The 20002-nt window shown below is 57.6% G+C and carries 21 protein-coding genes; 9 read left to right on the forward strand and 12 right to left on the reverse strand.

Annotation, left to right across the window (positions count from 1 at the left end; all coding sequences use genetic code 11):
- Positions 1 to 20: 20 nt before the first annotated feature.
- Positions 21 to 701 carry an Rv2732c family membrane protein gene (locus tag A37O_RS0113175; protein WP_018297976.1) on the reverse strand — a complete coding sequence of 227 codons (681 nt, stop codon included), beginning with the start codon at positions 699 to 701 and terminating at the stop codon, positions 21 to 23.
- 98 nt (positions 702 to 799) lie between these two features.
- Positions 800 to 2323 (reverse strand): tRNA (N6-isopentenyl adenosine(37)-C2)-methylthiotransferase MiaB, encoded by a 1524-nt coding sequence (gene miaB / locus A37O_RS0113180; protein WP_033378241.1) that lies wholly within the window; start codon positions 2321 to 2323, stop codon positions 800 to 802.
- Positions 2324 to 2511: 188 nt separating this feature from the next.
- Here miaB and gluA point away from each other — a divergent pair, with 188 nt between their 5' ends.
- Genes gluA through A37O_RS0113200 form a run of 4 tightly spaced genes read left to right on the forward strand, consistent with a single transcriptional unit; the run spans position 2512 to position 5808 of the window.
- Positions 2512 to 3240, forward strand: coding sequence for a glutamate ABC transporter ATP-binding protein GluA (gluA, locus tag A37O_RS0113185; protein WP_026196380.1), 729 nt, complete (start codon positions 2512 to 2514; stop codon positions 3238 to 3240).
- A gap of 25 nt (positions 3241 to 3265) precedes the next feature.
- Complete coding sequence (locus A37O_RS0113190) at positions 3266 to 4153, forward strand: glutamate ABC transporter substrate-binding protein (protein WP_018297979.1); 888 nt, start codon at positions 3266 to 3268, stop codon at positions 4151 to 4153.
- Positions 4154 to 4183: 30 nt separating this feature from the next.
- Complete coding sequence (gene gluC / locus A37O_RS0113195) at positions 4184 to 4870, forward strand: glutamate ABC transporter permease GluC (protein ID WP_018297980.1); 687 nt, start codon at positions 4184 to 4186, stop codon at positions 4868 to 4870.
- Positions 4870 to 5808 (forward strand): amino acid ABC transporter permease, encoded by a 939-nt coding sequence (locus A37O_RS0113200; protein ID WP_018297981.1) that lies wholly within the window; start codon positions 4870 to 4872, stop codon positions 5806 to 5808. The genes gluC and A37O_RS0113200 overlap by 1 nt, the downstream gene beginning before the upstream one ends.
- A gap of 91 nt (positions 5809 to 5899) precedes the next feature.
- On the opposite strand, the gene recX is transcribed toward A37O_RS0113200, so the two are convergent.
- The 3 genes from recX to A37O_RS0113215 form a co-directional block, all read right to left on the reverse strand.
- Positions 5900 to 6487, reverse strand: a complete 588-nt coding sequence (recX, locus tag A37O_RS0113205; RefSeq protein ID WP_018297982.1) for a recombination regulator RecX — start codon at positions 6485 to 6487, stop codon at positions 5900 to 5902.
- 5 nt (positions 6488 to 6492) lie between these two features.
- The gene (recA, locus tag A37O_RS0113210) at positions 6493 to 7632 is read right to left on the reverse strand and encodes a recombinase RecA (RefSeq protein ID WP_018297983.1); all 1140 of its coding nucleotides are present in this window, start codon (positions 7630 to 7632) and stop codon (positions 6493 to 6495) included.
- 239 nt (positions 7633 to 7871) lie between these two features.
- The gene (locus A37O_RS0113215) at positions 7872 to 8087 is read right to left on the reverse strand and encodes a DUF3046 domain-containing protein (protein WP_018297984.1); all 216 of its coding nucleotides are present in this window, start codon (positions 8085 to 8087) and stop codon (positions 7872 to 7874) included.
- 88 nt (positions 8088 to 8175) lie between these two features.
- Between A37O_RS0113215 and A37O_RS0113220 the strand changes: the two genes are divergently transcribed.
- From A37O_RS0113220 to A37O_RS0113230, 3 genes are read left to right on the forward strand one after another with little or no spacing between them, the layout of a single operon-like run.
- Positions 8176 to 8745, forward strand: a complete 570-nt coding sequence (locus tag A37O_RS0113220) for a biotin transporter BioY (RefSeq protein WP_018297985.1) — start codon at positions 8176 to 8178, stop codon at positions 8743 to 8745.
- A gap of 11 nt (positions 8746 to 8756) precedes the next feature.
- On the forward strand, positions 8757 to 9446 hold the full coding sequence (locus A37O_RS0113225; protein ID WP_018297986.1) for an energy-coupling factor ABC transporter ATP-binding protein: 690 nt from the start codon (positions 8757 to 8759) through the stop codon (positions 9444 to 9446).
- Positions 9443 to 10057 (forward strand): energy-coupling factor transporter transmembrane component T family protein, encoded by a 615-nt coding sequence (locus tag A37O_RS0113230; RefSeq protein ID WP_018297987.1) that lies wholly within the window; start codon positions 9443 to 9445, stop codon positions 10055 to 10057. The genes A37O_RS0113225 and A37O_RS0113230 overlap by 4 nt, the downstream gene beginning before the upstream one ends.
- Positions 10058 to 10125: 68 nt before the next feature.
- Here A37O_RS0113230 and A37O_RS0113235 read toward each other — a convergent pair whose 3' ends face one another.
- From A37O_RS0113235 to pgsA, 4 genes are all read right to left on the reverse strand, one after another.
- Positions 10126 to 10956 carry a PspA/IM30 family protein gene (locus A37O_RS0113235; RefSeq protein ID WP_026196381.1) on the reverse strand — a complete coding sequence of 277 codons (831 nt, stop codon included), beginning with the start codon at positions 10954 to 10956 and terminating at the stop codon, positions 10126 to 10128.
- Positions 10957 to 11043: 87 nt separating this feature from the next.
- Positions 11044 to 11406, reverse strand: a complete 363-nt coding sequence (locus tag A37O_RS0113240) for a helix-turn-helix domain-containing protein (protein ID WP_018297989.1) — start codon at positions 11404 to 11406, stop codon at positions 11044 to 11046.
- A gap of 23 nt (positions 11407 to 11429) precedes the next feature.
- Positions 11430 to 11969, reverse strand: coding sequence for a CinA family protein (locus tag A37O_RS0113245; RefSeq protein WP_018297990.1), 540 nt, complete (start codon positions 11967 to 11969; stop codon positions 11430 to 11432).
- Entirely contained in the window at positions 11962 to 12525 is a 564-nt protein-coding gene (gene pgsA / locus A37O_RS0113250; RefSeq protein WP_018297991.1) for a CDP-diacylglycerol--glycerol-3-phosphate 3-phosphatidyltransferase, read from the reverse strand. The genes A37O_RS0113245 and pgsA overlap by 8 nt, the downstream gene beginning before the upstream one ends.
- Positions 12526 to 12615: 90 nt before the next feature.
- Here pgsA and A37O_RS0113255 point away from each other — a divergent pair, with 90 nt between their 5' ends.
- Positions 12616 to 12909: a YciI family protein gene (locus A37O_RS0113255; protein ID WP_018297992.1), complete on the forward strand. Its 294-nt coding sequence runs from the start codon at positions 12616 to 12618 to the stop codon at positions 12907 to 12909.
- A 79-nt stretch (positions 12910 to 12988) separates the two neighbouring features.
- On the opposite strand, the gene A37O_RS0113260 is transcribed toward A37O_RS0113255, so the two are convergent.
- Positions 12989 to 14164: a TerC family protein gene (locus A37O_RS0113260; protein WP_018297993.1), complete on the reverse strand. Its 1176-nt coding sequence runs from the start codon at positions 14162 to 14164 to the stop codon at positions 12989 to 12991.
- A gap of 266 nt (positions 14165 to 14430) precedes the next feature.
- Between A37O_RS0113260 and A37O_RS0113265 the strand changes: the two genes are divergently transcribed.
- Positions 14431 to 16179: a SulP family inorganic anion transporter gene (locus A37O_RS0113265; protein ID WP_018297994.1), complete on the forward strand. Its 1749-nt coding sequence runs from the start codon at positions 14431 to 14433 to the stop codon at positions 16177 to 16179.
- Here A37O_RS0113265 and A37O_RS0113270 read toward each other — a convergent pair.
- On the reverse strand, positions 16176 to 19280 hold the full coding sequence (locus tag A37O_RS0113270; protein WP_018297995.1) for an FtsK/SpoIIIE family DNA translocase: 3105 nt from the start codon (positions 19278 to 19280) through the stop codon (positions 16176 to 16178). The two genes, A37O_RS0113265 and A37O_RS0113270, sit on opposite strands and share 4 nt — an antisense overlap.
- Before the next feature lie 80 nt (positions 19281 to 19360).
- A complete protein-coding gene (locus A37O_RS0113275; protein ID WP_018297996.1) occupies positions 19361 to 19966 on the reverse strand; it encodes a TIGR03085 family metal-binding protein in 606 nt (201 codons plus the stop codon).
- Positions 19967 to 20002 lie beyond the last annotated feature (36 nt).

Below are 20002 nucleotides of genomic sequence, written 5' to 3' on the forward strand. Positions count from 1 at the left end.
CGGCGGAGCGCAGGCACCTGCTACTTGTCAGCCTGCTTGTCAGTGTCCTTTTGGGCCTGCTTGCGGTGTCGTTCGCTGGCGCGGGCGCGGCGATCGTCGATAAGCAATGGGTTGTCATCGCCGACCCTCTGCGCCGCATTCGTCGAGGCATCGAGCTGGACGTGGCCGACCTCGTCGGTGTCATCGATCTGGAAGCGCTGCTGGGCAATCTCTTCCTGCTGCGGATCGCGCTTGGTTACTAAGCTAATGAAAGTAATCTCAGCAACGATAACTGTAACAATCGCCAGGTAGATGCCGATTCCGGAGCCAGCCCCCGACGTGGTCTGACGCAGCCAGAGAGCGAGCACGGCCATGATGAGCGCTACCGTTGTAAGTGCCCACGCCAGGATGAACGGGGTCGAGCGCTTGGTAATGACCAGCACCGTTGTCATCACGGCAATTCCGAGGAAGCTTAACCAGACAAACACCGATTCGGTGATCTTGATATTCGCGTCCTGAGCGGACTGGGAATTGATCAGGATCTCGGCTCCACTCACGCTGCCCATGTACGGCAGGAACAGCGACAGAATGTAGACGACGATCACACCAACGAGGACCCACCGCGCGCTACCCATGGAAACGGTCTTGGCAATCTTGCGTTCCTGTGCAGCGAGGCGGTCGGCCTCTGCCGCACCAGTGGATACGGGTTGCTGGGAGCTCACGGTTTACAGCCTCTATCTACTCAGTGTGGTTCGAAGTGGTTCGAAAGTTTGATACTTGGGATAGTCTAGTGCACTCGCAAGGCGAATCCCATGTGGGCTTAAGCGTGGCAGCTTGGGGCCGCCGGCAAGTCAGCAGGCTTGCCCAGCGAAGGCAGCCCAAGGCCGACGCCAACTGGTGCTGTCGTGGGGACCTTGCCGGATTCGGTCATGTCGCCAGCCTTGGTGCGGCGGTGCGAGTGAATGCCGGAATCTGCAATCAGGAAGAAGGACTTCGCTTCGGTTACGGTGACGTGCACGATGTCGCCTGCACGGACTTCGCCATCGATGTTGCCTTCGACTGCGAAATGAACGAGGCGTCCATCGCGAGCGCGTCCCGACATCCGGTGGGTCTTGTCGTTCTTTCGTCCGTCTTCCTGGACCAGCAGCTCGACGTCTTCGCCCACGAGCTTCTTATTGTCCTCGAGTGAGATCGAATCCTGCAGTTCCACAAGGCGTTCGAAGCGGTCTTGCACAACTTCCTTGGGAATCTGATCTTCCATTTCCGCGGCAGGCGTACCTGGGCGCGGCGAGTATTGGAAGGTATAGGCGCTGGTGAAGCGGGCGCGGCGCACTGCATCCATGGTTGCTTGGAAATCCTCTTCGGTCTCTCCGGGGAACCCCACGATGATGTCGGTGGTGATGGAGGCGTGAGGGATTTTCTCGCGTACTTCGTCGAGAATTGCGAGGAATTTCTTCGAACGGTACGAGCGACGCATGTCCTTGAGCACCTTGTCTGAGCCCGACTGCAGCGGCATGTGCAGCTGCGGGCAGACGTTAGGTGTTTCGGCCATCGCGTCAATCACGTCGGAGGTGAATTCAGCGGGGTGCGGAGAAGTAAAACGCAGGCGCTCGAGGCCTTCGATGTTGCCGCAGGCGCGCAATAGCTTCGAGAATGCGGAGCGGTCACGGTCCATGTCTTCGTCGACGAAGTTCACGCCATAAGCATTGACGTTTTGGCCCAGCAGAGTCACTTCCGAGACTCCCTGGTCCACAAGCGCCTGGACCTCGGCGAGGATATCGCCTGGGCGCCGGTCGACTTCCTTGCCGCGCAGGCTCGGAACGATACAGAAGGTACACGTGTTGTTACAGCCCACCGAAATGGACACCCACCCTGCGTAGGCAGACTCGCGCTTCGCTGGCAGTACCGACGGGAACGCCTCGAGAGATTCAACGATCTCGACCTGGGCCTCGTCGTTATGCCGTGCACGCTCGAGCAGCGCCGGCAGTGCAGACATGTTGTGCGTGCCGAATACCGCGTCCACCCATGGTGCCTTTTCGACGACGGTGTCGCGGTCTTTTTGTGCCAGGCAGCCACCGACGGCGATCTGCATGCCTGGGTGGTTTTCTTTGGTTTCCCTTAAGTGCCCAAGAGTTCCGTAGAGCCGCTTGTCGGCATTTTCTCGTACGGCACAGGTATTGAACACGACTAGGTCCGGTTCACTGCCTTCGCTGGCTGCTTCATATCCTGCGTCTTCGAGCATGCCGGAAAGTCGCTCTGAGTCGTGCACGTTCATCTGGCACCCGAAGGTGCGAACTTCGTAAGTCCGAGGGGTTTCTACTGATTGGCTTGCCACGGTTCGCATTCTATCGCTGGTTGCAATGGTGTCATAACCGTGACGTCCGCTGTGCCCTACCTGCGAAATTAACCAGTCATTGCAACTTTGTTAAAACAACTTTGCCAATTATCTAGCAATTGTCTCTCAGACCAACTAAAACTATGTCTATGACTCAGGACACTTTCTCGTCTCACGGAGACTCGCGGAACACGCCGATGATCCGGATGACCAACGTGCAAAAGTACTTCGACGATTTTCATGCCCTCACAGACATCAACCTAGAAGTCCCAAAGGGGCAGGTCGTCGTCGTACTTGGCCCGTCGGGCTCGGGAAAGTCCACCCTGTGTCGCACCATCAACCGCCTCGAAACCATCGAGGAAGGCACCATCGAAATCGACGGAATTCCATTGCCTGAGGAAGGTAAGCAGCTTGCCACGCTACGCGCCGACGTGGGCATGGTGTTCCAACAATTTAATCTCTTCCCTCACCTGACTATTAAAGACAATGTGACGCTGGGCCCGAAGCGCGTGCGCAAAATGTCCAAGTCCGATGCCGACAAGCGAGCAATGGACCTATTGGAACGAGTGGGCATTGCCAACCAGGCAGACAAGTACCCCGCACAGCTCTCGGGTGGACAGCAGCAACGCGTTGCCATCGCACGTGCGCTGGCAATGAACCCCAAACTGATGCTTTTCGACGAGCCTACGTCCGCACTCGATCCCGAGATGGTCGGCGAGGTTCTGGATGTTATGGGCGGTCTTGCTCGTGAGGGAATGACGATGGTGGTGGTCACCCACGAGATGGGGTTCGCACGCAAAGCTGCGGATCGCATTCTATTTATGGCCGACGGTGAGATTGTCGAGGACACAGATCCCGAATCATTCTTCACCAACCCTGCGTCGGGCCGTGCCCGCGACTTCCTTGGCAAGATTTTGCCGCACTAAGTCACTTACCTCTAGGAGAATTGGCATGAAACGTTTTAACCGCACCCTTGCGATCCTTGCATCCATCGGTATTGCTTCGACGGGATTAGTAGCCTGTGGTGGCGATTCCGGCGGCTCTGGTGGCGAAGCAGGCTCGGGCCTGCTTGGCGCTATCGAGTCGGGCAATGTCACTGTCGGCACTAAGTTTGACCAGCCAGGCCTTGGCCTGCGTGAGCCAGACGGCTCTATGACCGGCTTCGATGTTGATGTTGCAACTTACGTTGTCAACAGCATTGCTACTGAAAATGGCTGGACCGAACCGGAAATCACCTGGCGCGAAACCCCTTCCGCACAGCGTGAAACCATGATCCAGAACGGTGAGGTGGACATGATCGCTGCCACCTACACCATCAACGCATCGCGCGCGGAGTCTGTCTCCTTCGGCGGTCCGTACACTCTGACCCATCAGGCTCTCTTGGTTAATTCCGACAATTCTGAGATCGATGGCCTCGAAGCCCTTGACGGAAAGATCCTCTGCTCCGTAACCGGTTCGACGCCTGCCCAGAAGGTCAAGGAGGAGCTTCCTTCCGTCCAGCTCCAGGAGTACGACACCTACTCTTCATGCGTTGAGGCACTGCGCCAGGGCAACGTCGATGCGATGACCACCGACGCAACCATCCTTGGTGGCTATGCTTCCCAGTCGCCTGGTGATTTCAAGGTCGTTGAGCTGTTGCGCGACGGCGAGCAGTTCACCGATGAGCCTTACGGCATCGGCGTGACAAAGGACGACCAAGCCTCAGTCGATGCGATCAACACTGCTTTGCAGGCAATGTACGACGATGGCACATTCCAGACCTTCCTCGATGAGAACTTGGCCGGTGGCGAAGGCGTGGAAGAAGCCACCCCTGGTGATCTCTCCTTCCTTGACCAGTAATTTCCCGCTCATTTCTTAGGAGGAACACGCATGGACGCTATGTGGGCTGATCTTTTGCCCAATCTATGGCCCGCCTTTTGGACCACGATCAAACTGACCATCTATTCGGCTATCGGGTCGATGATCCTTGGCACAATCCTGACGGCGATGCGTGTTTCTCCGGTGGGAATCCTCCGCAACATCGCAACTTTCTACATCAACACGGTGCGTAACACGCCACTGACTTTGGTCGTATTGTTCTGCTCCTTTGGCTTGTACCAAAACCTGGGCTTGACGCTTGCGAGTAGAGAATCCTCCACCTTCCTGGCGGATCAAAACTTCAGACTTGCGGTCTTAGGCTTCATTCTCTACACCTCGTGTTTCGTCGCTGAGTCTCTGCGCAGTGGTATCAATACCGTCGACTTTGGACAGGCCGAAGCGGCACGCTCAATTGGCCTGGGCTTCAACGACACCTTCCGGCTGATCGTCTTTCCTCAGGCGCTTCGCGCTGCCATCGTGCCGCTGGGTAACACGTTGATCGCATTAACCAAGAACACCACGATCGCATCTGTGATTGGCGTTGCGGAAGCGTCACTGCTGATGAAGTCCACGATTGAGTTCCATGCGAACCAACTCTTCGTCATCTTCGGTGTCTTCGCTCTTGGCTTTATCATCCTGACCCTTCCGATGGGCTTGTACCTGGGTCGACTCTCCGAACGTTTGGCGGTGAAGAAATAATGGCTGTACGCGCTACAGTTCTCTACGATGCACCCGGTCCAGTCGGGCGCCGGAGGAACCGCATCTACACAATCCTCACGCTCGTCGTGGTCGCGCTAATCCTCTGGTGGGTCATTGACTCCTTGGCGTCTAATGGCCAGCTCACAGCTGCAAAATGGACACCCTTCCTCCAGTCAAATACGTGGACAACCTACTTGCTTCCAGGTCTGTGGGGCACAATCCGCGCCGCGGTGTTCAGCATCATCTTAGCCATCGTCTTCGGTGTGGTGTTTGGGCTTGGTCGTCTCTCCGAAGTGAAATTCGTCCGCTGGATCTGTGGGATTGTCGTGGAATTCTTCCGCGCTATCCCGGTGCTGTTGCTGATGATTTTCGCCTACCAGCTCTTTGCGGTCTACGACGTCGTCCCGCCACGTCAGCTTGCATTCTCCGCAGTTGTCTTTGCCCTAACGCTATACAACGGCTCAGTGATCGCTGAGATCCTGCGCGCCGGAATTCGTTCCTTGCCGAAGGGACAAACAGAGGCCGCGCGTGCCCTCGGCTTGTCGCACAGACAAACCATGTGGCGGATTCTGCTGCCCCAATCCGTGGCCGCGATGCTTCCAGCATTGATTTCACAGATGGTCATTGCGCTGAAGGACTCCGCGCTGGGTTACCAAATTGGCTACATCGAAGTGGTCCGCTCCGGCATCCAGTCCGCTTCTGCGAACCAGAACTTCCTGGCATCCTTGGTGATTGTGGCCATCGTTATGATCGCGATCAACTACGCCCTCACAGAACTCGCAGTTCGAGTAGAAAAGCAGCTCCGTGCAGGGCGAGCACGTAAGAATGTGTTCGCCAAAGTTCCCGAGGCCAAGTCTCAGGGCCTCGATACCAAAGACAATGTGAACACCGACTGGCATGCACCGGGTTATACGAAGATCGATAATCCGGATGAATAACCCCGACAGTTAGACTCAATCCCGAATCAAAACCGGGCTGTACACAATCACTCGTGTACAGCCCGGTTTTGGTTTTTGTGGGGTGAAGCAATCAATCTAGTTCTTCAATACGCGTGTCCAACGCATTTTTCGCTAGAGAGAGGCTCATTCCGGAGGAGAATCCTCGCCGCGCGAGCACCCCGACGATGCGGCGTAAATACTTATCGTATTCAGTTCGGTCTTGCGGGACCGCCTTGATGGCGCGTGCCTTCTTTTCTGCCACCCCGCGCGCAATAGTTTCCTCGGTATCCTCAGAGATCTGCTCTAGTGCATCGGCGCGCACTTCAGCAGCCACCCCTTTGTCACGCAATTCAAGGTCCAGCGCGCGCGAAGACTTTCCCCTGCGCGCTGAACGCTGACGGACCCACTCTGTGGCAAAAGCGCGATCATCAATGAGGCCGGCTTCCTCGAGACCATCTAAGACATCATCGACAAGCTCCGCTTCAAATTCCGCGTCAATGAGGCGAGTGCGCAACTCCGAACGCGACCGAGCGCGCTGATCCAAAAGACCTAACGCGCGTTTACGAATTGGAGCGCGCGCCTCTTCTGCTGCCCGGTCAAACAATGCAGGTGACTCCCCTGCCTCGTAGGCCTCCAGCGCGGCTTGCAGTTTTGCGAGCTTTTCTGGATCAGGTTGCATGACTACTACTTGTCTGCGGTTTCCGTCTCCACCGCAAAGGTCTCAGACTCATCCTCATCGTCAAAATCGATGTTAGGAACCATATCTACAGGGTCATCGGTGAGTTCATCATCGGATGCGGCGAACTCTCCAACACCGAGCTTTTGGAAGATCTTTCGTTCGATCTCGTCTGCCAGCGCGGGGTTTTCCTTCAGGTTCAGGCGAGACTTTTCCTTGCCCTGACCAAGTTGGTCTCCCTCGTACGTAAACCAAGAGCCAGACTTCTTCACAATGCCCTGCTCAACTCCCATGTCAATAATGGAAGATTCACGAGAAATGCCTTCGCCGTACATGATGTCGAACTCCGCGATCTTGAACGGTGGCGACACCTTGTTCTTCACAATCTTCATGCGCGTGCGGTTACCAATTGCGTCCTGGCCCTCCTTGAGGGTCTGGATACGGCGCACGTCTGCGCGCACTGAAGCGTAGAACTTCAGCGCCTTACCGCCGGTTGTGGTTTCAGGAGAGCCGAACATGACGCCGATCTTTTCACGCAGCTGGTTAATGAAGATCGCGGTAGTACCGGTGTTATGGATGGCACCAGTCATCTTACGAAGTGCCTGGGACATCAGACGTGCCTGCAGGCCGACGTGGGAATCACCCATCTCGCCTTCAATTTCAGCCTTCGGGGTCAGCGCGGCAACAGAGTCAATGACGACCATGTCGATGGCACCGGAGCGCACCAGCATGTCTGCAATTTCAAGAGCCTGCTCACCGGTATCTGGCTGGGAAACCAGTAAATTGTCGGTGTCGACGCCCAGCTTCTTTGCATAATCAGGATCGAGTGCATGCTCTGCGTCAATGAACGCGGCGATGCCACCCGCTGCCTGAGTTTGGGCAATTGCGTGCAAAGCAACGGTGGTCTTACCGGAAGACTCTGGACCATAAATTTCGACGATGCGACCGCGTGGCCAGCCGCCGATACCTAGTGCAACGTCGATAGCGGTATTACCCGAAGAAATGGCCTGAATGGGAGGACGGTTTTCGTCCCCGAGACGCATAATGGCTCCCTTGCCAAAATCCTTCTCGATCATTGCCATTGCTGCATCGAGGGCCTTTTGACGGTCACCCGATGCGGACGCTGCAGTTTTCTTCTTTGCTGCCATGAATTGGTGCTTCTTTCTTCAGATACGTTGAGTGAGGCTATCTTCGCTGCAGATTCCCAGCCGCTGCTGCTTATTTCTAGCCAACCTGTCGTTGTATTAGACCCCGGCGAGGCCCGCAAGGTTCCCTCTGGTTTTAAACTCTTTGTGGCTTCACAATAAAATTTCCGCCTGACACAATCACTAACATACACGCACGGGTGTTCGATTACTAGTTCGAAATGCGCGTGTCGTGGAGGTGACTATTTTCCAGGTCGATCAATGCCGAATCGACGGCTTTCCGGGATATCAAAATCGTCGCAAAGCTTCTCCCAGACCACCTTCGGATCGACCCCATTTTCGATCAACATTTCGGGCGTGTCCCCCAGGTCGGCGATCACATGCGAATGGACGATCCACTCGCCATGCGCGCCCCCGAACTCGTCTTCAATGAGCTGGTGGAATTCAGTCAAACGCATGGGCCCTAATATACAAGAGAAGAAATTTTCAGCCGGGAACGCCACCTCAATTACGCGTCTTGAACGGTGTTCAAGTATGGTCTTTTGCATGACAAACACAACCCGGTCAGCAACGGCCGATATTGCCTATATCGCAGTCTTCGCTGCGCTCATCATCGTGCTTGCTTTCGTCTCGATCCCTGTCGGCACCGCGGGTATCCCCATCGTTTTGCAAAACGCAGCCTGCATCCTCGCTGGCCTCGTCCTCGGTGCACGACGTGGATTCTTCTCGGTCCTGCTCTTCCTGGTTCTTGGCCTGATCGGCATTCCGGTTCTGGCGGGTGGCCGCACGACGCTGGCTGCACTCGCGGGTACCTCCGTGGGCTACCTCGTGGGTTACATGCTCTCCGCACTGGTTGCGGGGTGGATTGCTTACGCGGCATTGTCCAAGACTGCCCTGGCACGCACTGCCGGATTCGTTCTTGCCGGTGTTGTGGGCCTGTTGATCCAATATGTCTGCGGTGCTATCGGTCTTGTTTTCCGCGCCGATCTCACCGTCGGTGCCGCCGCGGCCGCACAGCTTGCCTTCGTGGTACCTGACGCGGTGAAGGTCGCCGTCATGATTGTTATCGCGCTGGCAGTTCACCAGGCCTTTCCCAATCTTCGTCGCGGAAAGTAGACTTCTGACCCGTGCCCACCATTACTTTTTCTAACGCTGCCGTCGAGTATGACGGCACGACCATTCTGCACCCCGTCGAACTGAGTCTCGACGAGCAAAGGATCGGGATTATTGGTTCCAACGGCTCTGGAAAATCAACACTGGCACGGTTGATCAACGGCCTGATTAGTCCCACAAGTGGCAGCGTGTCTTACGACGGCCTGCGCACCGATAAAGACGGCAAACAGATCCGCAAAAGAGTCGGTTTCGTGTTTTCCGATGCGGAATCGCAGATTATTATGCCCCGCGTTGCCGACGACGTCGCCTTCTCATTGCGAGGCCGCAAACTCTCTAAAGACGAAAAGCACTCCCTGGTCCAGGACATGCTCACCCGCTTCCAGCTTGAGAGCCATAGCGACGATTCCCCACACACCCTATCCGGTGGTGAGAAACAGCTCCTCGCGCTTGCATCTGTGCTCATTTTAGAACCCGAGACGATCATTGCCGACGAGCCGACCACGCTTTTGGATCTGCGCAATCGCCGGCGCATTGCACGAGAATTCGCTGCCCTTGAACAACAGCTGATCGTCGTCACGCACGACCTCGATCTCATTGCTGACTTCGACCGCGTCCTCGTCCTCGACAACGGGAAAGTGTGCTTTGACGGCGATGCTCAGGCAGCTGGTGATTTCTACACGGCGCGAATGGACGTGCTGCCATGATCAGAACACTGCCTCTCGGGGCGTATGTCCCGGGCAATACGCTGCTTCACCGTCTTCCGGCGTGGCTCAAGCTGGTAGCCCTGATCGTTTTCGTCCTCGTCGTCGCATTCTTGGGAACCACTCCCCTGCGCAGCGGTATCGCACTGATCTGTGTGGCTGTCGGATTCCTGATCGGGCGTATCCCCTGGCGCACCGCTGCCGAACAGACGCTTCCGGTCGTGCCGCTGCTGCTCATTCTCGGTGCGTTCCAGGTCTGGAACAACTCCTGGGAGGCAGCGATTGCCCTTGTCATCGGGCTGTTTGCCTCGGTGGCGGCCGCGGCTCTTCTGACTTTGACCACCACGATCGCAGCGCTCATGGAATCGCTGGAACGCGCGATGGCACCTTTTGCTCGATTCGGGCTTCCCGTGGAAAACATCAGCCTCGCGATTTCGCTAACTATCCGGCTGATCCCGCTCATGCTGGCCACCGTCAACGAAGTCCTCGAGGCGAGAAAAGCCCGCGGTGCCGGAATGAGCCTGCAGGCCTTCGGTACTCCGGTGATCATTCGCAGTATTAGGCGCGCTCAGCAGCTCGCCGAAGCCTTGCAAGCTCGGGGTGTCGGAGACTAAATCCGCACATCAACGCGAAAGCCCGCCTCACTGGTCGTCAGTGAGGCGGGCTTAACTTTTCAAGTTATTTACTCGCCACGAAGTTCACGCATGCGCTGCTGCACCGCGTCATTGGAGACGTTGGAAGCGCCGGTATCAGCGGAGCCCTCGATGGCCTGCTTCTGGCCGGACTCGATCGAGCCACCGTGCATTTCGGCGCGGATCTGCTCGAGGCGGGAGTGACCAGCCATCTGGACACCAGCCTGCTCGACCTCAGCCATACGACCCTCAACGGAGTTCTGTGCAAGTTCGGCCTGCCCCAGAGCCTTGGAGTAACGACGCTCAATCTTGTCGCGGACCTGATCCAAGTTCGGGCTACCGTTTGCCGTAATGGAGTTCATCGACTGCAGGGACTCGGAGACCTTCTCCTGCATCTTCGCCTGCTCCAGCTGGCTCAGCAGCTTCGAGCGCTCAGCAACCTTCTGCTGCAGAGCTGCGGAGTTGCGCTCAACTGCCTTCTTAGCCTGGTCTGCCTGCTGCAGGGCCTGGTCGTGGAGCTGCTTGGTGTCCTCCACCGACTGCTCTGCAGTGACGAGCTGCGCAGCAAAAGCCTCAGCAGCGTTTTCGTACTCGATAGCCTTCTTCTCGTCGCCCTCAGCACGAGCCTTGTCAGCCAACTGCAGTGCCTGGCGGGTGTTCGCCTGCAACTTTTCAATATCGCCCAGGCGACGGTTCAGCTGCATTTCGAGCTGACGCTGGTTACCAATGACAGCTGCTGCCTGCTGAGAGAGCTCCTGGTGCTGACGCTGCGCCTCACCGATGGCCTGCTCGATTTGGACCTTCGGGTCGGCGTTTTCCTCAATCTTGCTGTCGAACAGCGCCATGAGGTAGTTCCAAAATTTCTTAAATGGGTTAGCCATTTGGAGTTAACCGACCTTTCGTGAAGGGAGAGCCTTTGCGTGAACTTTACCGTACGCGTCGGTTACATAGTACCGGAGCAGAGCCGTCTATGCTTCCGCTGCTGCAGGAGTTGTGGAGGCAAGTTCATCTGCCATGGTCTGCAGAGTCATATTCTGTGCCGCTTCCACCAGAACCTCCGCCACAGTAGTATCTAGCGCGTGACAGACGGAGGCGAGCAGCTCGGAAGAAACTTCCTTGCGCCCGCGTTCTAGCTCGGACAAATACCCGGGCGACACGCAGGCGTGTTCTGCAAGTTCACGCAGCGTCATGCCCTTATCCGCGCGAAAGGCGCGGAGGGATAAGCCTAGTGCTTCTCGAAGGAGTGGCTCTGGACGAGGCGCAGCAGCCACGGGACGATCGGCGACCTGCGGAGCCGCCCGATTCTCTAAAAGTGCTGTTGTAGTTGCCATCACTAATACCAACGTTCGGTTAACTAATTTTGTTCCCGTACAACTCGGAGGAGTCCTTCAAGGACCGCATCGACGGCGTGGGCACGGATTTCCTCCCGCGACCCCGCCAATACGTGCAGTGGTGTGCCATGTCCCTCCACCACGGTAAATCGCGCCACCTCAGGGGCGACCAATTCGGCAGCGGGCCACGCTGCAGTCCAGTTGGGGCCCGAGATGCCGATATAGACCTCGCCGACGGGATGCCCATCTTGGAGATCGGGACCGGCCACACCTGTCAGCGAGGCACCCCAGGTGGCACCGCAGACACGCCGCGCTCCCCGCGCCATCTCACGTGCGGTCTCAGGAGAAACAGGACCGTAGGCTTCCAGGACTCCCGAGGATACCCCGGCGAGGGATTCTTTGAGGTCGGTTGCATAGGTCACCAGCCCGCCGCGCAGCACCCTCGATGCGCCAGGAACGTCGGCGACGGTGGCGCAGGCGCGACCTGCTGTCAGCGACTCGCAGAATGCGATGGTGAAGTTGCGGGACACGAGCTCGTCGATAAGCTGTGCTGCCTTAAGCATTGGCGCGCTTCCCGTCGACGAGGTATTGAATACCGGTGACCACCGTGACAATAACGGCCACGAGCATGACCAGATAGGTTGGAATATCCATCCACGCGGGCAGCGGGCACAGGTAGAGGGCGACGCCAAGTGTCTGCAGGACGGTTTTCACCTTCCCACCCTTCGATGCTGGGACGACCTTGCCTTGGCGCAAGAGCACCATGCGCCACACAGTGATACCTAATTCCCTAATAACAATGAGCACCGTCATCCAAATTGGCAGCGTCGAGGCAATATTCAGCGTCACTAACGCGGTGATCATCAACGCCTTGTCGGCGATGGGATCCGCGATCTTGCCGAAATCGGTGACCAGGTTGCGCGCGCGAGCAATATCGCCGTCAAGCTTGTCCGTGGCCATCAGGACGACGAAAAGGCCAAATGCCCACCACCACTGCTGAGTCAGAACCAGCCAGGCAAAAACTGGGACAAAAATGATCCTTAACGAGGTCAGCACATTCGGCAGATTGAAGTTGGACGGTTTCGCCCCTGCCTGCTGATCATGTGTCTGGTCACTCACGTTCCCCAGCCTACCCTCCCAGATAATTCACTCGTATCTACGGCCCGTCAATGTGCCAATCAGGACATCAGGTCCGGGTATTATTCCCCTATGAAATATTTTGCAGTCCATTACACTTATGCCAACGAGGCTCCAGAGGTTGTTGCCCTGCGCCCGGTTCACCGCGAGTTCCTGGGCACGTTGTTGGATCAGGGAAAGCTTGTCGGTTCCGGACCGTACACGGATGGCCTCGGTTCCGCGCTGATCATTATTCGCCTGGAGGCTCCGGCCTCCATCGACGATGCCATTCAGCTGATGAACGATGATCCTTTCCACAAAGAAAAGGTCCTCGCCGGCCGTTCCATCCGCGAGTGGAATCCCGTCATCAACGTGTTCAAGGATTAAGTGCTTTTCGCTTTACGACGAAAAATCGGCTCCCGCCTGAAGTTCAGGCGGGAGCCGATTTTCTTGGCTCTATGTATTTTTAGTCGTCTTTGAAATCCGGGTGGATTTCTGGCTCCAAGTGATCCGTTTCCCGGGATCCGGTGGCCGTGTGATCGCCCTTGCCGGAGGTTGCGGGATCATCGATCCACTCGAGGTGGCGACCAGCGCTATCGACCCGACGACGGTTACCGTGATCGTCGTAGTCAATGCGCGTTGCTGGGCCGCGGTGACCACCTTGGGCCTCGTCGCGCTTGTCCTTGATCAGCGAGGCTATGACCGTGACCACCAATATGCCCACGATCACCAACAGTGATGTTGTCGTTCCGATTTCAGGGACCGCAATGTTCTCGCCACCGTTAATGAACGGCAGGTTGTTCTCGTGCAGAGCGTGTAGCAGCAACTTGACGCCAATGAAGCCCAGGATCGCTGCGAGGCCGTAGGCCAGGTAGACCAGACGATCGAGCAGTCCGTCGAGCAGGAAGTACATCTGACGCAGACCCATCAGGGAGAACGCGTTGGTGGTGAACACCAGGTACGCCTCGGAAGTGATGCCGTAGATCGCAGGGATCGAGTCGAATGCGAACATCACATCGACCAGGCCAATCGCGAGCAGCGCAACGAACAACGGGGTCAGAGCGAACTTGCCCAGGTGGTTCTTCGTGGTCAGCTTATCGCCGTGGTAGGACTCAGTAACCGGAACGACCTTACGCAGCCACTTGATAATGGCCATGTCGTTAGGGTCGGTCTCTGGCTGGTCAGTGGCCTCGTCGTAAAAGAGCTTGATTGCGGTGTAAAGCAGGAAGATAGCGAAGAGGTAGAACACATCGGACCAGGCCTCGATAACTGCTGCACCGAGCAGAATGAAGACGAGGCGGCAGATCAAGGCGATCACAATGCCCAGCAGCAGCACCTTTTGTTGGTACTTACGGGGGATCTTGAATGCGCCCATGATCAGGGCAAACACGAATAAGTTGTCCACCGACAAGGCCTTCTCAGTGACGTAGCCGGTTAAGTACTGCATGCCGTGCTCGCCGTCCCAGACGATCCACACGATCACGCCAAAGAGCAATGCGATGGAGACATAGACGATGGTCCAGAACCCAGATTCCTTCAAGGTGGGTTCATGGGGAGTTCGCACGTGCGAATAAAAGTCGAAGATGAAGAATCCGGCGATCACAACAATTGTGATGGCCCAGACCCAGAATGGAACAGACATATAAAGCGTCCTCCGGTCGTAGATACGTTGAATTGGTATGACCGGAGGTCTCTCCCACCCAAAATTAATTAGGCCGGTGTGGCCGGGTTCGAACTGCCTCTAAAATAAAGCGATCCAAATCCGTGTTGACGGCCAACACCGATTGTGGGGTACTCCCCTCCACGATACGGCCCAACTTTACAATATTTTGGTAATATTTGCACCTTTGACATACAGGATTAGACGGTTTCCGCAGGACAGTGGCCTTATTCTGTTAGTTTTGAGACATGCCTAAACAAAAGCCGGTGTGGGAACGTTTCCTCCCGGGAATCACCACCCTTCGCACCTACCAGAAAGCTTGGTTGCGCGGAGATATCATCGCTGGAATTACGGTAGCTGCCTACCTTGTCCCCCAGGTAATGGCATATGCAGTGATCGCCGGGCTGCCAGCAGTGGTGGGTTTATGGGCAGCACTTGCCCCACTGGTGATCTACTTCCTGTTCGGCACTTCGAAGAAGTTGTCCATGGGCCCCGAGTCCACGACCGCGCTGATGACCGCGGCCGGTGTTAGTGCTCTCGTCAGCGCAGCAGGAGGCCCGGAGCGCTATGCCGAAGTTGCCGCGCTTCTTGCTATTGCCGTCGGCATCGTCTGTATCGTCGGCTATGTTGCGCGTCTCGGGTTTCTCACGCGCCTGCTCTCCCGCCCAGTTCTGGTGGGCTATTTGATTGGTATCGCGGTACTCATGATCGTGAGCCAGTTGGGCAAAGTGACAAAGATTGATGTCCAGGGGGATACAGTCTGGCAGGAAGTCACGTCCTTCTTTTCCCAGATCGGCGAGGCACATCTGCCGACTGTGGTCCTCGCACTTGTCGTCTTGGTGTTTCTCTACCTCGGCAATTGGCTGGCCCCCAAAGCTCCCACAGCGCTGATTGTCTTGCTAGTGGCAGCGGCAGCCATCGCGCTTTTCAATCTCGATCGCTTTGGAATCGAGGTCATTGGTGCAGTACCGCAGGGGCTTCCAGCACCGCGAATCCCGGACCTCGGCAACATAGAGATCTGGTCGCTGCTGCCCTATGCCGTAGGTATTGCCATCGTGGGTTTCTCCGACAATATCTTGACGGCGCGTGCCTTCGCCTCCAAAAAAGACGACACCATCGATCCGAACCAAGAACTCTTGTCCTTAGGTATCGCCAATGTTGCCAACGGCTTCTTCCAGGGATTTCCGGTCTCATCGAGTGGTTCCCGCACCGTATTGGGCAACGCGGCTGGCGCAAAAACCCAAGTGCATTCCCTCATCGTTGCCGCACTCGTTGTCATGGTGCTGATGTTTGCGGGGCCGATTCTGGGTTCGTTCCCGCAGGCCGCACTCGGTGCTCTAGTCATCTACGCAGCAACCCAGCTCATTGACGTGGCGGAATTGCGGCGGATCGGCCGATTCCGCAGCAGCGAATTAATCATCACAGCCACGACCGCGCTTGCCGTAGTTTTCTACGACGTGTTGGTCGGAATCGGGGTAGCAGTCGTCTTGTCCATCCTCGACCTCATCCGCAGAATTACGGCACCCAATTCGGATGTATTGGGCTACGCACCCGGGGTGCCCGGAATGCACAGTTTGGACGATTACCACGACGCCAAACCCATCCGGGGCTTGGTTGTCTTCCGCTACGATTCTCCGCTCTTCTTCGCCAATGCTGACCATTTCGTCGAGCGCGCCTTGGAGGCAGTGGACAATTCGCAGCAACCAGTGGAGTGCTTCCTGCTCAACGCAGAGGCCAACACCGAGATTGATCTGACAGCGGTGGATGCCCTGGAAAAGTTGCGCTCGCACTTGGAAGCCGAGGGCATCGTCTTCGCCATGGCGCGCGTGAAACAAGATCTCTACCGGCAGCTGGAACCGACCGGATTCATTGAAAAAGTTGGCAAAGAAAACATTCACGAGACCCTGCCCACCGCGGTGCGTGCCTATGCCCGCACGTACAAGGATGAGCACGGCACGCTCCCCGCCGGGGCGCCGAAAGAAATTATCAATCCCTAGAAAGCCCCGCCCGAAGGGTTGTACGTGGCCTGAACAATGTGGGGGTGATCGTCATCAGAGTCTGAGTCGTACTCAGAATCAGGCTCGGAATCAGGTCCGGCAGGCGCGTCGTCGTAAAGCGATTGCTCCTCCCGGACTTCCTTCGGCGCATCGGCCGGGTCTGCGCCCTTGATCATCCAGATGATCGTTTCTAGCTCTTCCGGCTTGACCAGCACTTCGCGCGCCTTGGAGCCCTCGGAAGGACCGACGACGCCGCGCGATTCCATGAGGTCCATGAGGCGACCCGCCTTGGCAAAGCCGATGCGGAGCTTACGCTGCAGCATCGAGGTGGAGCCGAGCTGTGCCGTGACCACAAGCTCGACGGCCTCGAGGAGATCGTCCATGTCCTTGCCGATGTCATCGTCGATGACCTTCTTCTCGGAGGCCTTCTCCTCGGTCACACCTTCGGTGTAATCCGGCTCGGCCTGATCCTTCGCGGCCTCGACGACCGCCTGAATCTCCTCGTCGGTGACGAACGCGCCCTGCATACGCTGCGGCTTGCCGGCACCCTGCGGGATGAACAAACCGTCGCCCATGCCGATCAGCTTCTCGGCACCAGCCTGATCCAGGATGACGCGGGAGTCGGTCAGCGAGGAAGTCGCGAAGGCGAGACGAGACGGCACGTTGGTCTTGATCAGACCGGTGACCACGTCGACGGACGGACGCTGGGTCGCCAACACGAGGTGGATACCGGCGGCACGCGCCTTCTGAGTGATGCGCACGATGGAATCCTCGATCTCCTTCGGCGCGGTCATCATCAGGTCGGCAAGCTCGTCGACCACGCAAATGATCATCGGGTACGGCTTCATCTCGCGCTCGGATCCCGGAGGCGCCTGCAGCTCGCCGAAACGGACCTTGGCGTTGTAGTCCTTGATGTGGCGCACGCGCGCGGACTTCATGTCCATGTAGCGCTGCTCCATCTCTTCGACCAACCACTGCAATGCGGCGGTAGCCTTCTTCGGCTGCGTAATGATCGGAGTGATCAGGTGCGGGATGCCCTCGTATGGGGTCAGCTCGACCATCTTCGGGTCGACCAGGATCAGGCGTACTTCATCAGGCGTCGCGCGGGTGAGCAGCGAGACCAGCATCGAGTTCACAAACGCCGACTTACCGGAACCGGTCGAACCCGCCACGAGCAGGTGCGGCATCTTCTGGACGCTTGCTGCGACAAATTCGCCCTCAATGTCCTTACCCATACCGATCAGGGTCGGGTCCTGGTCATTGCGGATCTTTGGCGCGTCCAGCACGTCGCGCAGGCGCACCATCTCGCGGTCGCTATTAGGTACCTCGATACCCACGGCAGACTTGCCCGGGATCGGGGCCAGCAGGCGCACGTTGTCGGTGGCCACGGCATAAGCCAGGTTGGACTGCAGGTTAGTAATCTTCGATACCTTCACACCAGGGCCGAGCTCGACCTCGTAGCGAGTCACTGTCGGCCCGCGCGAGAAACCGGTCACCTGAGCGTCCACCTTGAACTCGTGGAAGACCTCGGTGATCGCCTCGATCATCCGGTCGTTGGTCTCGGTACGGGTCTTGGGTACCTGGCCCGGGGTGAGCAGGCTCGTCGACGGCAACGTGTAGTCACTCTCAGGCTGACGGGCAGGCTTGGGTGCCTCATCCGCGGTCGCCTTGTCCACTTCCGATTTCGGGGTGGTCGCGGGCACCGATCCCGCATCGATCCCGGAGCGCGCAATGATGGCTTGGCGCATCGCCTCGCGCGAGGAGGCGACGGCATCGCCCGCGTCGTGCTCGACAACGGGGATCGTGTCGGTGTCGTCAGCGTCGTGCACGGCAGGTGCCGGAGCAGATTTCGCTTGACGACGACGTGTGCTTGCCCGTTGCGGCGCGCTCGGAGGCGCAGCCGGTGTGGATTCTTCCTCGAGTTCAGGTTCCGCGTCGGGGTTGAACTCGTCGCTCGGCGAAGTGCTTCGACCGAACAGCGTCGGCTGTTCCGCTTCATCCGCTGGGTAGTTCTCCAGCGGGCTTGGCTTGCGCCGCGTGACGCGCGGAGTCGAGGCCCGTGGCCGTGCCCTGCGTGGGGAGCCGTCGGCGATGTCGCTGAGTTCATCGTCGACGTGTCCGTACATGTCGTCGCGGTTTCGGTCGAGGTCCTCAGGGTCTTCGGGGTCCTCCGTGTAATTGCGGGACCCCATCTGGGAGACAAGCTCGCCGATTTCGGAGAACAACTGACGCACAGTGATGCCAGTGACTTTGAGAGCACCATAGATGATCAGCAAGATCAGCAATGGTACGGCCACATAACTAGAGAATCCGGCGGATAGGCTTCCACCCAGCCAGGCACCGATTGCGCCGCCGGCGACCTTCCGGTCTTCCCACGAAGCAGGGTTGCCCGCAAAGATGTGGACCAAGCCCAACATAGCTACCACGATCAAGGTAACGCCGATACCAACCCGCACCTTGGTCGAGGAATCCGCGCGGAAGTCCATCATCAAGACGATCGCAATAGCCACTAGTGCGACTGGCAGAATGAGTGCACCTGCACCGATGACTAGGTGCACTGCCGATGCGATGGCGGCGCCAACTGGTCCAGCGATATCAAGCCAGACTGAGGCGCCGAGGATGGCGGCTAGGCCGAGCAGGATGAGCCCTGCGGTATCGCCGCTTTGCGAGCCCTCTCCCCGACTCGGGGTATCAGTAGTGTCTACCTCGTCATCTGCAGCGACGGGTTCGTGGCCTTTCTTGCTGCGGGCGATGGGCGTCTCCTTCTTGTCTTGTGTTTCTTGGTCATCCTCGTAAAGATTGTCGCCCTTGTCCTTGCGTCCGAAGTTTCCCCCGACGTTTGCCAGACCTCGCGTTGCCTTGCCCACGCCACGTGCGGTACTGCGCGCGATGGCACTAATGGTGCTGCCGACGACTTTCGTCGCCGAGCCTACTCGCTCGTCAGAAGTTTCTGCGGCGAGCTGAGTCGTCGCACCCGTGCGTGGGTGGGTCACCGCGGCAGGGGCCGAAGATTTGCGCGTTTGTCGCGACTGGCCTGAACGGGCTTTGGGCCCAGTACTCGGGCGCGACTTTTTGCGCGAGGAAGAACTTTTGACAGACATGGCTTTAAGACTAGTACCAGTTGTCACATTCTTCACATCTGCCACTCCGAGATCAGTGGCAAACTTTTACAGGATCTTGGTCAGGCTTTGCCCCTTGACTGTGCGATGTGCTCAGGGCTGCCCTGCAGCTTAACATCGACAACATCGCGACCGAACACCCAGAGCAGAAGCTCGCCGGGTTCCCCGATGACCCGCACCACATTGTCCCCTTGTACCGTGACACCGCGGCGGTCCGCCACCGTGATTGGAGGGAGCGTGGTCGGGGAAAGAATGACCGGAACCGGGGACTTACCCAGTAGCATTTTGCCGAACTGGGCAGCGGCCTTCGCCAACTGCTTGTCCACGGCCTTGCTGAAATCACGTACGCGCACGACACCATCTCCCCGGCGGACATCCTCGTGGTGCACGAAGTTCTCGGCGGTATTCATTAGGGAGTCGATGGGTTGAAGAAGTTTCGGTGGGCCTGCCACCCACGCGGCGACGACTTGTTCATAGGACCAATTCTTCACACGGTTCCGGGCCCGCTGGCCCACCTTGTCCAAGTGCGAAGTTGGCTGATTTTCCCGGTTGTACAGGTGCTCAGCGAGATCTCGCGTGGTCCACCCTTCGCACAGAGTCGGGGCATCTGGGCCCACATCGAGGAGAGTTTCTGCGAGACGAGCGCGTTCTGCTTGAGCAAAAGACATGCACCCCAGCATAGCTGAGGTGCATTGTTTCTTTTG

It is taken from the genome of Corynebacterium lubricantis DSM 45231 (assembly GCF_000379425.1).
Taxonomy (GTDB): Bacteria; Actinomycetota; Actinomycetes; order Mycobacteriales; family Mycobacteriaceae; genus Corynebacterium; species Corynebacterium lubricantis.

Bases quoted from the DNA above. Each gene is read 5' to 3' on its own strand.
- miaB (WP_033378241.1), bottom strand. From the start codon at position 2,323: ATGCGAACCGTGGCAAGCCAATCAGTAGAAACCCCTCGGACTTACGAA.
- gluA (WP_026196380.1), top strand. From the start codon at position 2,512: ATGATCCGGATGACCAACGTGCAAAAGTACTTCGACGATTTTCATGCC.
- A37O_RS0113190 (WP_018297979.1), top strand. From the start codon at position 3,266: ATGAAACGTTTTAACCGCACCCTTGCGATCCTTGCATCCATCGGTATT.
- gluC (WP_018297980.1), top strand. From the start codon at position 4,184: ATGGACGCTATGTGGGCTGATCTTTTGCCCAATCTATGGCCCGCCTTT.
- A37O_RS0113200 (WP_018297981.1), top strand. From the start codon at position 4,870: ATGGCTGTACGCGCTACAGTTCTCTACGATGCACCCGGTCCAGTCGGG.
- recX (WP_018297982.1), bottom strand. From the start codon at position 6,487: ATGCAACCTGATCCAGAAAAGCTCGCAAAACTGCAAGCCGCGCTGGAG.
- recA (WP_018297983.1), bottom strand. From the start codon at position 7,632: ATGGCAGCAAAGAAGAAAACTGCAGCGTCCGCATCGGGTGACCGTCAA.
- A37O_RS0113215 (WP_018297984.1), bottom strand. From the start codon at position 8,087: ATGCGTTTGACTGAATTCCACCAGCTCATTGAAGACGAGTTCGGGGGC.
- A37O_RS0113220 (WP_018297985.1), top strand. From the start codon at position 8,176: ATGACAAACACAACCCGGTCAGCAACGGCCGATATTGCCTATATCGCA.
- A37O_RS0113230 (WP_018297987.1), top strand. From the start codon at position 9,443: ATGATCAGAACACTGCCTCTCGGGGCGTATGTCCCGGGCAATACGCTG.
- A37O_RS0113235 (WP_026196381.1), bottom strand. From the start codon at position 10,956: ATGGCTAACCCATTTAAGAAATTTTGGAACTACCTCATGGCGCTGTTC.
- A37O_RS0113240 (WP_018297989.1), bottom strand. From the start codon at position 11,406: ATGGCAACTACAACAGCACTTTTAGAGAATCGGGCGGCTCCGCAGGTC.
- A37O_RS0113245 (WP_018297990.1), bottom strand. From the start codon at position 11,969: ATGCTTAAGGCAGCACAGCTTATCGACGAGCTCGTGTCCCGCAACTTC.
- A37O_RS0113255 (WP_018297992.1), top strand. From the start codon at position 12,616: ATGAAATATTTTGCAGTCCATTACACTTATGCCAACGAGGCTCCAGAG.
- A37O_RS0113260 (WP_018297993.1), bottom strand. From the start codon at position 14,164: ATGTCTGTTCCATTCTGGGTCTGGGCCATCACAATTGTTGTGATCGCC.
- A37O_RS0113265 (WP_018297994.1), top strand. From the start codon at position 14,431: ATGCCTAAACAAAAGCCGGTGTGGGAACGTTTCCTCCCGGGAATCACC.
- A37O_RS0113270 (WP_018297995.1), bottom strand. From the start codon at position 19,280: ATGTCTGTCAAAAGTTCTTCCTCGCGCAAAAAGTCGCGCCCGAGTACT.
- A37O_RS0113275 (WP_018297996.1), bottom strand. From the start codon at position 19,966: ATGTCTTTTGCTCAAGCAGAACGCGCTCGTCTCGCAGAAACTCTCCTC.